This is a genomic window from Undibacterium sp. GW821-FHT07F11 (genome assembly GCF_059418665.1).
On record NZ_JBWKQH010000013.1, the window covers coordinates 1 to 15,507 of the forward strand.

General features: G+C 49.2%; 9 protein-coding genes. 6 read left to right on the forward strand and 3 right to left on the reverse strand.

Features of this window, described 5'->3' with window-relative positions:
* Nucleotides 1-626: 626 nt before the first annotated feature.
* The gene (locus AC07OI_RS27020; protein ID WP_495259329.1) at nt 627-1,991 is read right to left on the reverse strand and encodes a FecR family protein; all 1,365 of its coding nucleotides are present in this window, start codon (nt 1,989-1,991) and stop codon (nt 627-629) included.
* A gap of 444 nt (nt 1,992-2,435) precedes the next feature.
* Between AC07OI_RS27020 and AC07OI_RS27025 the strand changes: the two genes are divergently transcribed.
* The 5 genes from AC07OI_RS27025 (at nt 2,436) to AC07OI_RS27045 (ending at nt 9,017) form a co-directional block, all read left to right on the forward strand.
* The gene (locus AC07OI_RS27025) at nt 2,436-4,301 is read left to right on the forward strand and encodes a CHASE2 domain-containing protein (RefSeq protein WP_495259330.1); all 1,866 of its coding nucleotides are present in this window, start codon (nt 2,436-2,438) and stop codon (nt 4,299-4,301) included.
* A complete protein-coding gene (locus AC07OI_RS27030; protein ID WP_492709340.1) occupies nt 4,298-5,539 on the forward strand; it encodes a tetratricopeptide repeat protein in 1,242 nt (413 codons plus the stop codon). Before AC07OI_RS27025 ends, AC07OI_RS27030 begins: the two co-directional genes overlap by 4 nt.
* Nucleotides 5,540-5,654: 115 nt before the next feature.
* The gene (locus AC07OI_RS27035) at nt 5,655-6,464 is read left to right on the forward strand and encodes a Crp/Fnr family transcriptional regulator (protein WP_492709338.1); all 810 of its coding nucleotides are present in this window, start codon (nt 5,655-5,657) and stop codon (nt 6,462-6,464) included.
* Between the two features lie 39 nt (nt 6,465-6,503).
* Nucleotides 6,504-8,027 (forward strand): MBOAT family O-acyltransferase, encoded by a 1,524-nt coding sequence (locus AC07OI_RS27040; RefSeq protein ID WP_495259331.1) that lies wholly within the window; start codon nt 6,504-6,506, stop codon nt 8,025-8,027.
* Nucleotides 8,028-8,039: 12 nt separating this feature from the next.
* Nucleotides 8,040-9,017 carry a hypothetical protein gene (locus AC07OI_RS27045; RefSeq protein WP_495259332.1) on the forward strand — a complete coding sequence of 326 codons (978 nt, stop codon included), beginning with the start codon at nt 8,040-8,042 and terminating at the stop codon, nt 9,015-9,017.
* Between the two features lie 34 nt (nt 9,018-9,051).
* On the opposite strand, the gene AC07OI_RS27050 is transcribed toward AC07OI_RS27045, so the two are convergent.
* Together AC07OI_RS27050 and AC07OI_RS27055 are read right to left on the reverse strand one after the other, a co-directional pair.
* Complete coding sequence (locus AC07OI_RS27050; RefSeq protein ID WP_495259333.1) at nt 9,052-12,354, reverse strand: glycosyltransferase family 4 protein; 3,303 nt, start codon at nt 12,352-12,354, stop codon at nt 9,052-9,054.
* A gap of 58 nt (nt 12,355-12,412) precedes the next feature.
* The gene (locus AC07OI_RS27055; RefSeq protein ID WP_495259334.1) at nt 12,413-13,702 is read right to left on the reverse strand and encodes a class I SAM-dependent methyltransferase; all 1,290 of its coding nucleotides are present in this window, start codon (nt 13,700-13,702) and stop codon (nt 12,413-12,415) included.
* A gap of 348 nt (nt 13,703-14,050) precedes the next feature.
* Here AC07OI_RS27055 and AC07OI_RS27060 point away from each other — a divergent pair, with 348 nt between their 5' ends.
* On the forward strand, nt 14,051-15,505 hold the full coding sequence (locus AC07OI_RS27060; protein ID WP_495259335.1) for a mannose-1-phosphate guanylyltransferase/mannose-6-phosphate isomerase: 1,455 nt from the start codon (nt 14,051-14,053) through the stop codon (nt 15,503-15,505).
* Nucleotides 15,506-15,507 lie beyond the last annotated feature (2 nt).

Consider the following 15,507-nt stretch of genomic DNA (forward strand, 5'->3'; position numbering starts at 1 on the left):
TCGGCAATTTGGTTCAGCGTGAAGCTTTGGGCCATCCAGTACGCCAGACCATTTGGGTCTGCTGGACGGTTGAAGTATGCGATGTAAAGCTTTTGGATATCAGCAGCTGTATTAGCCATTTAAGAACTCCTAATTTAATTAATTTAAAAAGTGCGAAGCTTGCTTTTTAGGCACTTACTCGCGTTACGGCAAGCAGATAATCGCAGAAGCACCCAATCGAAGATGTGACTGAAATCACATTTTCAAAAAAAAGCAATACCTAACAACATTTGGCTTGTTATTCCGAAATTTTTCATTTGCTCTGCAGAAACAGCTTTCAAATGAAAAGCCTAGATATGACTTTGCCAACCTACAATTATAAGGCCTGACCTGAAGTAAACCAAAATGAATATTTCGTTACATCAAATAACAAAATCATTTACAGACTTAAGTATTATCTGATGTAGCAAATCAACCCGGCCAAGACACAGACCCACGCTGTGTGCTTTAAGTTCAAGCCTGTAGTTCAAGCCTGTATATAGGCAATATCATTTGTGAACTTTTTCGAGGTTTCTTTCTACAAATACAAAAGGGCTTCCGCAGAAGCCCTTTTGTATTTCAACGACAGGATCAAGCAGTATTAAATATTACTGTTTACCCCAATTTGTCACTCCATACACCATGCGAGTGCCATCTTCATTCAATTTTGACTGGAATATATAAGCTGCAGTACCGCCTTTTTCATTAGTCACAACCCCTTGTATGGACATATTTGCAGCTGGCACATATTGATTTGCACCATATAAGATACCCGTGCTTGTAACAGTTCCCTCACCTTTCAAGGCAAATTTTTCACTACCAGAAATCACATCAAACCCAGTAGTGAATGTCGCTTTGGCAAAATCCAGCTGCAACTTGGCATTTTCCAGCTTGGCTGCCGACTCCAGACTCTTGATATTATCTACGACAACAGCCTGACTATCTTTCAAGGCAAAGCCCATAGAACCAGTGGTTGGAACTTGCCATTCTGTATTTTTAGCCTGAAAAATAGCAAAGTAAGCATTGGTACCACGTGCAGAAGCGCCATTCTGGTCTTGCTTGGTAATATCAAAGTCAGCTTTTTGGCCGAAAAGCTCAAACCAGCGCCCCCAGATAATGGTGTTAGTCAATGCTGCACCATTGCCATTGCCAGCACCATTATTATTTGGCGTTTTGTTGGTATTCGAAGCCAGGGTCTGTTTGACACCACCGACCTTGTTGGGGTCAAGATTAGGATCCGTTGCAGCTGGGGCAATCAAAGTAGCGCTATTATTAGCTGCACTTTTACTGCCCGGTTCATCTGGCCTTGGAGGAGCAATGGCATCTGGCGTTAAACCAGGAGCTGATTGCAATAATTGCGGCTTGCTCTGACCTTTGTTGATCTGCAATAAAACACCTTGTTGACGGGCGAATAACTCGGCAGCGGCAACACCTTCACACGGACCTGCACCTTGTGGCGAGCAAGCACCGCCAAAACCACTAACAACAATGCCACCATCAACAACGACTACACGTGTTGTATCCTTGTCGGTAAAGACTGTGAAGTCCGTACCACGCACACCGATAGCAGCTACAGGTGTATTAAAGCGGAAATTCTGTCTCGCCAATTTCACGGCGCTACCAGAAACACTGCGTGCAACGCCAGAGATCAACTCCAACTTGACACGTGTATTGGCAGGATTCTGTTTATCAATATGATAATTGACAATGCGAACTTCACTATTCGGGCGCACGATCAACAAACCATCATCCATGGTTTTCAAATAAATGTAACCATCGGCCCCAGTTTTAATACTGGCTCCCTCTGCAACGGCACTATCAACGCTTGCTGATTTTCCATTAATGTCAACCTTGCCCCAGACTGCCGTGACTTTCACCGCGTCTTCTGCGTATGCCATCGCAGGAATCGCCAGCATGAATGCCAGCATCCACCGGACCAGCTGGCTCAGCACATTCTCTGTTTTACTCTTCATATTATTTCCTCGCTTGCCTGAGCAACCGGCAAAGACTTTCACACCGGGCACACATTGCTCCGGCTTATACCGATTTACACTTGCTCATTTACACCTGCTCATATTTTTAGCATTATCCACTGAAATACAAAAAATATTGTGACGGTGATCACAATTTACGATTTCAGGCTACTATAACAGTTTTTTGCCAAGCCATTGAAAGCAGAAGCATTATCATGGATGCACAAAGCAATGGTGGATAAGCAAGTATTCTCGCCAAGACTATGCATCAATTTATTGCCGTCACGCAAAAAGATGTACAAGTTTTAACACACTTTATTTAATCCAGCTTATGATGCTGCCAAAATCATTTTGATTGATATGAACTTCCAGATCACCTCATTGCCCAGTGAATAATTCAACGGACCTTCTTACGCAATCATGAGGCCTGTATCTGAGTTTTTTTTGCGTATTCCTGCCAAAACCTATTTATGGCTGGTGATAGCCATCATGGCGGTCGGCTTGTGCGCGCTGAACGAGTGTTTGCCGGAAAGCCGCCGTCCTCTGCCAGGTGATGAGTGGGTAAGAGACCAGTTTGTACAGCTACGTGCAAAAAACCAGCCGGAAGAACGCCTGGCACTGATAGATATTGATGACCATAGCATTTCCGTATTAGGGGCAGCGCCATGGCCCAGGGAGCGCATTGCTGATTTGATAGAGAAACTTATTACTGAGTTTGATGTACGCGGCGTCGCCCTGGATATATATTTTGAAGAACATAAAGATACAGTAGGAGACCAAAGACTGGCAGCACTGGCAGCACATGGCCCGGTAGTATTGGCTCAGGCATTTGATTTTGACAAAAACAAGCAGACCCCAGCGCGCAACGGCCAACTGACAGGTGGCACACCAGTCACGGCATTCAGCCAGGCAGAACGTGCCAGCATGGCGCAAGCCACGGGCTATATTGCCAATCATTCTGGTCTCAGCAATGCGCGCTACATCAGCAATATCGGATTTGTGCCTGACTCAGATGGAACTTTACGGCGAATTCCAGTTCAGACTCGCTTCGAAGGGAAAGTTTACTCTGAATTATCACGTGTCTTGCTGGAATGCTGCTCAAAGATGCGCAAAGATCAGCTGTTTGCGCATAAGAGCCGTTTTTCAGATGTAGATGAAAATGGGTTTTCGCGCGTTGAGTATAGCCGCACACTGTCTTCATATGAAGTCGTGCCTGCCCTGAGTGTGTTGCAGGATACGACGCCGCTGGAGGCTTTGCGCGGCAAATATATCATCATAGGCTCATCTTCCCTGGCATTGGCGGACAGAGTACCAACGCCATTATGGTATTCGACCAGCGGTTTTCTGGTACACGCTCAGGCGCTGAGTACGATGCTGGATGAACATGAAGGAAGAACCTACGTGAAATGGCCGGGGCGTTTGATTGCCGTATTGTTTACACTGCTGACTGCAGGAATGGCGATGTTTATGTTCCCTCGCTTTTCTGCTCTGTCAAATACCCTGATGCTGGGTCTGGCTTCAGTTGCCTGGGTGGCACTGGCTTATCTGGTGGTAGACCATGATATGTGGTTTTCCCCAGTCGGCCCCCTGGCAGCGAACTTTTTTTTATTGGCGGTTGCCGTACCTTTTGGCTGGCAAACTGCGCAACGCAAATCAAGAAGGTTATTAGGGACTCTGCAACAATATGTCGCCAAAGCAGTTGTACAAGAATTATTACGAAGTGATTTGAAAGACCCGCTGGCACCAAGGCAACTGCATGTAACTACGCTGATTGCAGATATGGAGGGCTATACCAGCCAGGTAGAAAACTTGCCCATGGAAGAAGCCGCCAGCCTGACACGTGAATTTCTCGAATGCCTGACTGGTCCCGTGCTGGGCAAAGGTGGCACACTGGATAAATACACTGGCGATGGCCTGGTAGCTTTTTGGGGAGCACCGCTGCCTGTAGAAAATCATGCCGATCTGGCTGTGGATGCAGCAATAGAAATCGTCAGAAATGTCAGAAAATTGAGTGCCCAATACGAACAACAAGGGAGAAAAAAGATTAGAGTAAGAATCGGAATAGAAAGCGGCATTGCGATTGCAGGAGATTTTGGCAGTTCCTTCCGTAGCATTTACACCGCCGTCGGCGACAGTGTAAATACAGCATCACGCCTGGAGGATGCAGCTCGTCATTACCCGCATGACATCATTATCGGCAAGGGTACCGTGGATGGCTCAATCAGACATCAGTTCCAGCCACTGGGCGAGCGTCTGCTGAAAGGCAAGGAAAAGCCGACTACCATATACACGGTAGAGGTTACTGCATGAGAATGTCCCATAAGATAGCGCGTCAATTACCAATCTTGATGCTGTTGCTGGTATTTGGCAGTGCTGTCGCAAAAGCTGACAATGAAGCGGAAAGTGAAAACCTGTACCTGGAAGCATTGAAAGCCATCAGCGAAAAGCGCAACGATGATGCCAAGGCCATGCTAAGTGCCCTGATAGAGAAAAAGCCATTGCACGCAGGTGCGTGGCTGGATCTGGCGATGCTACAGTGCAAACTGGGTAATAAAGAAGAGGCCGATAAAGTATTGTTTAAAATGCGGCAAAACTTGCCTTTGTCAGAAGACCAGTTATATAAACTGGAATTATGGCAACCCAAAAGTTGTATTCCTGCCGCACCTGAACGGCGCATTGCCTTAGCTGTAGAGGCAGGGTATGACACGAATGTTAATCAAGGTGCCAGCAATCCCTTTTTCACATTCGGGAGTGGTACCGAACAAATAACCTTGCAGCTTTTGCCTGAATATCAGCCCAAAGCAGACCGGTTTGCAAGTTTATCTGGCAACATCTCTCAGGAAATCAGTAATAACGGTACTCTGGGCTTTGCTCAGGTACGTCTGCGCAGTTATGACAGCCTGAGCGCGTATAACACACTGGCGCTTGCCGTCGGCGTAGAAAAACCGTGGAAATGGCAAGACTACAGTATCAGAGGCACCGGCCTGATCAGCGCACTGAGCCTGGGTGGTAAACTGTATCAAAAGCAGGAAATCGTACAATTGCGCATGTCACCACCAGTCGGTCAGGATAGTCCCTGGCGTTTCAGTGCAATAGCCGGATTGACCAATGTGCAGTATCCGACTCTGGGTAATTTTGATGCACACACCTTGGAATTACGAGGCCTGCTGTCCTACGAAACCCAGAAATACCAGTTACAAGCTGGCCTGGCAGCAATGGCAGACCGCGCTCATGCAGATAGACAGGGCGGACACAGGACTGGCTATTATGGCAATTTGAATCTGAGGCGCCAATTATTCCAGCAAAGCGAGCTTGAATTAGGCTGGAGCAAACAAGTATGGCAAAGTGCAGAGATTTATTCACCCAATCTGATTGATGTAGCAAGGCGACAAGATATCCAGATGGTGAAAGCTGGATTAAATTGGTATTTCACAGACAAACAGTCACTGCAATTGGAATTCCGTGCGATAAATAACAAGGAAAATATCTCCATCCTTCAATACAATAGCAAGTCGGTACAATTGAGCTGGCAATGGCAAAATTTCTGAATTTTAATTTTATGTCAGCATCATCACTTGCCATCATCTATGAATCAGGAAATATTGAAAACGAATGAAGGGTCACCAATTGGCAATACAAGCCCCTTCAACATTGGATTGATCAATGACAGTATCAAATAACGAAGTCGCTGTTATTCACAACAAGGCACCGGGCGGGGAGTCGCAAACGCCCTTGCCTGGGCAGTTGCAATTAAATATTCCCATTCAGACCAAAGTACAGGTCAAAGTCAACCAGATCACAGTCAACTTGCGCAATATCCCCCTGTTAATGGGGTTGAGCGACGAGGACATGAACAAGGTCAAGGGCGACATGCGCGTGCGTCACTTCAATAAACGGGATGTGGTATTGCAAAAGGGTGGCATCGGTGACAGCCTGTTATTTTTGCTCTCAGGACAATTGCAAGTCGTCGATGTTACCGAAGATGGCCGCGCTATTGGTTTGCGCATGCTAAAGGAAGGTGATTTTTTTGGTGAAATAGCCATCATCAATGGCACTCCGCGTTCTGCCTCGGTAGTCGCTTTGAGCAATGTGCTGGTAGGCTTTTTACCCAGTGCCACGGCACTGCATTTGTTTTCGCACTCACCAGCTATGGCAAACATGATGCTGCGCCATCTGGCTGAAAAAATCCAACGCGATTCTGAATTCCGTGCCTTGCTCAGCATAGGCAATACTTCGCGTCGCATCTACGCCTTCATTGCCCTGTTCAAAAAAATCATGCCAGGCAATCTCGAGGTCATAGAAAACCTGCCCACTCATCAGGACATTGCCATGATGATCAACACCAGCCGCGAAACCGTTACCCGCGCGCTCTTGCATCTGGCCCAGCAAGGCATAGTCGAAAAAGACTTGCATCGCCTCATCATCCGCAAACCTGACGAGCTGCAAAAACTGGCGCTGGGCGCTACCGTGTGAACACAGCCGCACACCTGATACAGTGCCAGGCTGCCCGCCATGCTATTTAATTCCTTTGGATTCCTGTTCCTCTTCCTGCCCATCACACTGGCAGTATGGTGGCTATGCAAGCATCAATGGGGATTAAGACCGGCTTTGGGCTGGCTGGTGCTGGCTTCGCTGGTATTTTATGCAGTCTGGGATGTGCGTTATCTGGCAGTGCTCCTGAGTTCGATCAGTATCAATTTCTGGCTCGGTGGCCGCATCCTGAAGGCCAGGCAGCAAGCGCTGGATCTGCACGCAACAAGATGGATGAAGGCAGGCATCGTCTTTAACCTGCTGGTACTGGGTGGTTTCAAATACACCTATTTTTTGCTCGCCAATCTGTTCGCGGCATTCCATGCAGCACCACCGATAGACCCCATCATCCTGCCATTGGCAATCTCGTTTGTCACCTTCCAGAAAATTGCCTATCTGGTTGATTGCAGGCGTGGTGATGTGCACAGGCACAATGTGCTCGACTATCTGTTTTTTGTTTCCTTTTTTCCGCAACTGATCGCCGGGCCTATCGTGCATCACAAGCCTTTGATTGCGCAAACCAGGGCAGATGAAAATCCCCTGTTCAGACAAAAAGAAGCACTCATCACCGGCGTGTGTTTTCTCGCACTTGGCTTGTTCAAAAAAACCATCCTGGCCGACAGCATGGCGCGCTATGCCAGCCCGGTTTTTGAGCTGGCCAGGCAAGCAACACCGGGTAGCGAAGCAGCATGGCAGGCCATGCTGGCGTATAGCTTGCAATTGTATTTTGATTTTTCTGCGTATTCAGACATGGCAATAGGCCTGGCGCTGATGTTTGGCTTCAAGCTGCCAGTCAATTTTTTCTCGCCTTATAAAGCCACTTCCATCATCGACTTCTGGCGGCGCTGGCACATGACGCTGTCCAGTTTCTTGCGCGATTATCTGTACATACCCCTGGGCGGAAACCGCCACGGCCAATTCATGCGTTACCGCAATCTATGGCTGACGATGCTGCTAGCTGGCATCTGGCATGGTGCTGGCTGGAACTTTTTTTTATGGGGTGCTTTGCATGGCACTATGCTGCTCATCAATCACTTCTGGCACCATGTACTGGAAAGCAGTTCAGCGCTAAGCAGACTATGGGGAAAACTACCCAAAATAATTACTATCGCTGTGACCTTCATCCTCGTTGCCTTCGCCTGGGTATTGTTCCGTGCGCCTGATATGACAAGTGCCGGACATATGTATACCGCTTTGCTGCAACCTGGCTCAGGCGTACATCTACCCGCCCTGCCCTGGAAAAATATCGCCCAGATATTTGAAGGCTTGTTGAGCACAGCACCAGATGCAGGCTGGTTGTGGATAGGCATAGGCATGGCTGTCGTCTGGTTCTTGCCTAACACGACAGAATTACTGAATTACGATCCCAGCCCGAATATCGCAATCAGACCACTCAGCGAAAAAAGGCAAATCACATTCGGTATCATTGCAGGCATCTGCCTGTGGTTTGCGCTGAAATGGATGGCAGTCAGGCCAGCCACAGAATTTTTGTATTTTAATTTTTAGTTGGGCAAGGATATGAAGAAATTCTTGCTCGCATTGACCGGCAGTTTTTTGGCTCTCAGCCTGTTATGGATAGTCGGCATCAAATACCAGCTCGGTTCGCCGACAGCCAGCTCACGCTGGGTTTATGATGCTTATCAACATAAAATCCACGCAGCACAAGTAGTCAAAACACCACGTGTATTGATCGTGGCAGGTTCAAATGCCATGTTTGGCATAGATTCAGGCATGCTGGAAGATTACTGGCACAAACCTGTCGTTAATCTCGCTGTCAATGCAGGGCTAGGCTTGCCTTATATACTGGATGTATCACGTCGAGTCGCACGCCCCGGCGACACCATACTCATGCCCATGGAATATGCGCTTTACCTTGATGAGGGCAAAGCCAATTCGCAGATTATCGACTATGTCATGGCCAGGGATCTCGATTACTGGCGCAGCCTGTCACGCATTACTCAACTGCAATATGCCGCAGGTTTGGGAGCAGATCGCTGGCTGCATGGTTTGCGGCATTTGCCAGACGGACCGGTCACCAGCGGCACTTATGGAGCTCATCATCTTGATACAAGAGGTGATCAGACCCACACCAGCGCAGCAGAACGCAGCGCTGGCGATATCGCCTCAGTCAAAGCAACCAAAGCCTGGGATTACGCGCATAGAGCAGCCATAGAAACTGGCGGCTGGAAGCTCATGGAAAATTATGCAAAATGGGCAAAGGAAAATAACATCTGCCTGATCGCCATGCCCACAGTCTTGCTGCATCATGCCAAATACGATACAGATGCAGAAGACCTGGCCTTTTACGCAGGGCTACCAGACCGCATGAATCAACTGGGCATAGCGTATCTGGGGAAGCCAAAAGATTTCATGTATCCGGAGAGCTGGTTCTTTGATACTGATCACCACCTGCAAGACTGGGCCAGGCAAAAGCATACTGCAAAGCTGATCGCTTTACTGCAAACACGTTCTCAGGCAGCTTGCGGCCGGCCATAAAAAACGGCGGAATATATCCGCCGTTTTTGTGCGCTCAGATGCGACCAATATCGATATCCAGTGCATTCGCAATACCATCAATCGTATTCAACAAGCGTTGCGACAAGGCTGGCCATTGTCTGGTGGCAGTCCAGGCCTTCGCCTGTATTGCTTTCTCTTTCAGCCTTAGCTCATCATGTAAAATTGCAGTGATGCCTTCAGCAATATCTGCAGGTTCGGTACCAGGCAAAACATGCACAGCATCTTTGACATCATCAAAAATCGACAAAGGCGTCACTGCTACTGGGCGGCCAGAAGCCAGCCCCATGCGTACTGCAGCGCTCGAAGATTCCTGCGTTTGCTGATACGGATAAACAATCAGGTCTGCCTGCTGCAGCCATGACTGGCTGATTTCATCCGTCAGATAATCCGACAGGAAAGTCACATGCGCATCCAAGCCTGATTCAAAAATCAAATGGCGGCATTGATGATATTCATTGTCGGACAAGCCGGATGGATAGAGTGAATTGACCAGCAACAAATGATAATTCCTGCCCTGCCCGCGCAATTTTATAAATGCCTTGATCAATGCCTGTACGCCTTTATGCGGCAACAGGAATCCGTAAGCGGCGATCACAGTCTTGCCTGCCAGACGCGCAGTATCCACTCTGGCTGCTGCATGCTCCAGCGTTGGCATCAAGCCCTGCGGAAAAAACACCAGATTATCCGCAACACCCAGGTTCTTGAGACGGTTCATGTCATCCAGGCCATGCACGAAGATACGGTCAGCCAGCTTCAATTCCTCAGCGATTGTAGAAAGGCTGATCAGTCCATCTTCTCTTTGCACGTCGGCTGTCGAATGAAAGAATAAGTGGATCGCCTTGCCGTCTTCCTTGACACGCCTGATCAGGCGCGCCATGGCTGCCAGTGAAAAGAAACCGAAATTGTATTGGACAACAATCACATCCAGTTTCTGTTCCTGGATCATCAGCCAGGTATGCTCCAGATCCTCGTCCATGCTGGCATCCCAACTACGAATGACATTCTCAGCATCGCGCGCTGTTCTTTCAGGGATATGGCTGCTCAGATAAACCACCCTGTCCTGCGGCATGCCAGCAGTCAGGAAAGAAGAATACGAAGCGATACCACAACGCGCATTCCAGCTACTGATCCAGCCTATGCGCGGTTCCTTGCGCAACAGCGGTTGTTGCTCAAGCGCTGCAATCGCCTGGCGGGTTCTGCTGGCGACATCTGACCATGCATAGTGCGTTGATATAAACGCGTGCGCTGCTGCAGTTTTTCTGGCGATGACATCTGCCGGGCTGGCATGTACTTCCCGCATCAGCGCCGCCAGATGATTGACATCAGGGTCAGCCCAGGCTGAATGCGTGGAACTGAAATGCGAAGTTGATTTGGCGTATTGATAGTCACATAGCCAGACCCTGCTGTCGTCGCAGAAATCCATCTGCCCGCTCCATGCGGTAGCAATCACCGGCAGTTTCAGCCACATTGCTTCAGCTACCGGCAAACCATAGCCCTCGCCACGGCTGGGGGCAACCAGCACATCACATGCCTCATACAAGCCACGCATTTGCGCCTGGCTATAATCATCCATGATGATCAGCACATGCGGGAAATCCGGATCAGCTGCCCGCAGTGCCGCCAATTGTTCAGCCACATCATTATGCGGATTGGGAAAAGTCTTGATGACCAGGCTGACCTCATCACTGGCCCGGTAAGCCTGGCCATAAGCTAACAACAAGGCATCAGGCCCCTTGCGCGGGAAACAGGATGAGACATGCAGGAAACGATAAGTCTTAAGGCTATCCAAAATAGCCTGCGGTACCGGCAGCGCAGCAACACGCATGACATGATCAACACCATTGCCAACAGCAGCAATCGGCACACGCACACCATTGTCACGCAAGACTGTGCCGACAAAGCGTGACACCACCAAAATCAAATCCAGCTTGCGATTGAATTCATTGACAAACTCTTGCGGGAAACCCGTCTCTTCCCAACCATAGGAATTCACGATCCTGACGCGCGCCTGCATATCATCCAGCGTCGGCGGATAGCAATTGCGCAAGGCCAGGTCAGGCATATTTACTGCCTGTTGAGATACCGTTTGCAATTCAGCGATATCAGGATTGGCGGCCAGGAAATCTGCCGAGGCTGCGAAGTCACCATAACCTTCACGGCTGCGCAAACCCAGTTGCACAGCCTCGTCCTTTTGGGATGCCAAGGCACGCGCCAGTTCACGGTTGACGATGGCCAGGCTATAGGTAGAATCGAAAGGGCCCTCGATTTGCCACAGGGGCTTTTGCTGTTCATTGGTAGCCACTGCCTGTTGAGGAATTTGTGCGCCCAGCTTTTGCAGGAATTGCTGCAAATCTGCCTGAATTTTTTGACGCGAGAAGCGTTGGATATTTTGTCGCTGACCGGCAATGATGCGACGGCGCAAAGCCGGCTCAGTCAAGAGCATATGCACATGCGCGGCGCAAGTGGCCGGGGTCACGTCAGCATCCAGCAAGATGCCTGCGCCGCCCATGGTGGAAGTGACGCCTTCAGTAGCACGTGCAATCACTGGCACATCATGCAGCATGGCTTCAATAAGCGGCATGCCAAAACCCTCATGTTCGCTGAGGCTGACATAGGCGTCAGCATTGCGGTACAGGGCTAGCAAATTCTCATCAGAAACTTTGCCTGTCATCAGCACCTGTACTTCCAGCTTCAATTCAGCGATGCGGGTACGCACTTCCTGTTCATACGGCATGCTGGTGACACCACCTGCCAATATCAGGCGTACTGGCTGGCGCGAGAAATGGCGCAATTCATCGAGCATGTCCAGCAATTGCAACTGATGCTTATGTTCGCACAAACGGCCAACAAACAGGATATTGTGGGCACCGCGCAAGCTGTTCATCAGCTCCGTGTTATAGCTATGATGCTGCCAGCGCGTCACGTCCACCAGTAAGGGAATCGTCGTCACATCTGTATGGCCAGCCGCACGCAATTCAGCACTGTTCAAATCAGAATCACCGATGGCAGCCTGAAAATCCTGCGCCCACAATGCCAATTGCTGCCTGCCCAGCATGCTTAATTCAGGCAAGCCATTATCGGGTAAAAATTGTGGCGGAGTGATGTTGTGGTACACCAGCACCTTGCACGCTTTGATGTCTTTGAGCCAGGCGCAATTCTCATAGCCCAGGCTGTGATGCACCAGCAGGATGTCATCTTCAGCAAGCTGCAATTCACTATAGTGCTGCACTTCATCACGCACTTCGTCCTGCACAAGGTCACAATAAATGGCGGAAGTAAAACCCATCTCGCGCAAGAGCTTGCGAGTAAAGAACATGCCATTGCTGACGCCGTCACCTCTTCCACAGGAAGGGCTGAATTGATGTATCTGCATCTTATTTACGACCTATGACTGCATAATCCTGAGCACCGAATAATTCCTTATTGAGCAGTGCTTCAACCTCAGTGCCACCGTGCAGCAAGTGATCATCAGGGTAAGGATGCAAACGCAAAATTTCTGCATGGCTAAAGCCACGCTGCCGCGCCATGAATTCAGCCACCTGTGGCACGATAGGATGCAAATGGGTAGGGTCAAAATAAAAATTGCAGGCACCCACCTTGAGGTTTTCCGGATTCGGTGTCTCAAAAATAATGACGCCACCAGGGCACAATGCATGACGGGCTGCATCAAACAGCGCAATCAATTGCTCGAACGGCAAATGCTCTATGATCTGGAACCCCGTCACCGCACCTATGCTGCCTGCAGGCTGTTCGCGCAAATAGGCAATGGCATCAGCATGGCGGCACAGAAAACCTTGGTCCAGACAGGCATTGACCATAGAGATATTCATATCCACACCCATCGCAGGTATGCCTTGCTCATCGAGCAATTCCAGCCATTCACCACGGCCACAACCGACGTCGATGACCAGCTTGCGTTCGTCTTTTGCCTGTTCGCTGATATGCGCCAGATACGGCAAATAGACTTTCAAGCGCTCCTTGATATCAGCACGTGAACCGCGGAACAAGGCTTCGAATTCCAGATAAAACTGATCCTGGTCAAAATCGCTGGCAACTTTGGCTACGGGCTGGTTAGTGTTGGCAGGAACGAGCTGATTTGCTGGCTCCGTAGTAATTACAGCAGCTTGCTCAACCTGCTTAATACCGTTTTGCAAACCAGCACGCATCATCAGGTTCATGGAACGCAACTGCCGACCTATGTGCAGGCGATCCAACTCCATTAACCTGTTACCAATATCAAGTGCATCGTATTTTTCCAGCCGTATGGCGAGTTTTTGCTCTTCCATTTTCAAGATTTTTTGTTCCTGACTGCGCAACTGCAATTGCAAACCATCAATCTGCCTTTGCAAATTTGTCAACGCAACTTCGGTCTGGAAGCGGGTGCGCGGCAAGCGCAACAATGCCTGGCCCCAGGCCAATGCATAACCCAGACCTGGTATGGAACGCAATTTCTGGCGCAAACCTTGCGGCGGTACTGGTACTTCAGCATTTTGTTGAGCAATATCTTGCTGATTCAACATGATTTCCCTTGCATCATCCTGCTCTGCCCCCATCTCATTCGAAGCAATGCCGACGGGTGTTGAATGCTTCCTGCTTTTCAATATCAAACTGGTCTTGTCAGCCAGTTGCTGTGCTTCGCATTCAGATTTGTTCTGTGTTGCCATATTCGCCATATAATCCGGATGTTTTATTCATAATAGGCGGCAAATGATTCGTGTTTAGACCGCTAAAAGGCTAGAAAAAGGGGTAGAAGTATAAATGATGATGTAAACTGCGACGAAATTATCAGCGTCTGCAAATTTCCAGATTATTTCAGCTTCAGACTTTTTGCCTGGCTCTGGCTTACCCTTCAGGTCCTGCAAGTTTAGCCTATTCAGCAATTGCTCACATCTGACCAGCCTAGCCGGAGGAAAATTGCCGCTGATTGCATACTTATTGCAATATATTAAATATTTTATAATGATTTGCCTCAGGACATAAACCCAAAGGCATAAAGATTACGAAAGTTATCCATGTTATTACAGCCTGTCATTCTCTCCGGGGGATCTGGAACCCGGCTATGGCCGCTATCGCGTGAAAAGCATCCCAAGCAATTGCTCGCCCTGATAGGCGAAGAGACCATGTTGCAGGCAACTGCAACACGCGTCAGGGACTTTTCTGGTGCCGTGGGCGTGGCCGAAAGAATGATCGTGGTCTGCAATGAAGAATACCGCTTCATCACGGCAGAGCAATTGCGCGTCGCAGGTTTCAACAACTGCAGCCTGTTGCTCGAACCAAGCGGTCGCAATACAGCCCCGGCATTAACACTGGCAGCCCTGGCAGCGGTGGCATCAGACACTGATGCAGTCCTGCTGGTGATGCCGGCTGACCATGTCATCAATGATAAACAGGGTTTTCACCAGGCCATACAAGATGGTCTGCAACAAGCCATCGATGGTGCCATGGTGACTTTTGGTATCGTACCAGACCGCCCTGAAACCGGTTATGGCTACATCCAGACTGGCGATGTGTTACCAGGCCAGGCGGTGCGCGAACTGCAGGCCTTTGTAGAAAAGCCGGTATTGGAGGTAGCCCAGCAATATCTGGATGGTGGCCGCCATTTATGGAATAGCGGCATTTTCATGATGCGTGCAAGCACTTGGCTGAAAGCCATACAGCACTTTCATCCAGCCATGCATGAGGCCTGCAAACTGGCAATAGACAAAGCCAGCATCGATAGCGACTTTGTCCGCGTTGATAAAGAAGCCTTCCTGTCTTGCCCTTCTGACTCCATTGACTATGCCGTCATGGAAAAACTGGCCAAAGATCAGGATCTGCATATCCCCGGCTATGTCGTGCCTTTCAATGCAGGCTGGTCTGACGTAGGTGCCTGGGATGCGGTCTGGCAAGTGTCAGACAAGGATGAGAACGGCAATACTGCCCATGGCGATGTGCTGCTGGAAGACTCGCGCAATTGCCTGGTAATTTCTGACAGCCGCCTGGTTGCCTGCCTGGGTCTGGAAGATGTCATCGTGGTCGAAACACCAGATGCGGTACTGGTTACCAATAAAGCCAATACCCAGAACATCAAACGTGTTGTAACCCGCCTGAAAGATGAAAACTATACCCAGACCGATAACCACCGCAAGGTCTATCGTCCATGGGGACATTATGATTCTGTCGATAGTGGCGAACATTTCCAGGTCAAACGCATCGTCGTCAAACCGGGTGGCCGTCTTTCGATGCAAATGCATCATCACCGTGCCGAACACTGGATCGTGGTCAGTGGCACAGCGCTGGTCACACGTGGCGAAGAAGTCATGACCCTGGTTGCCAATCAATCCACCTACATCCCGCTGGGCGTCAAGCACAGGCTGGAAAACCCGGGTGTAACCGATCTTGAACTGATAGAAGTGCAATCCGGTACTTACCTGGGTGAAGATGATATCGTCAGATTCGATGATATCTATGGACGTGTTGCAGGCTAATC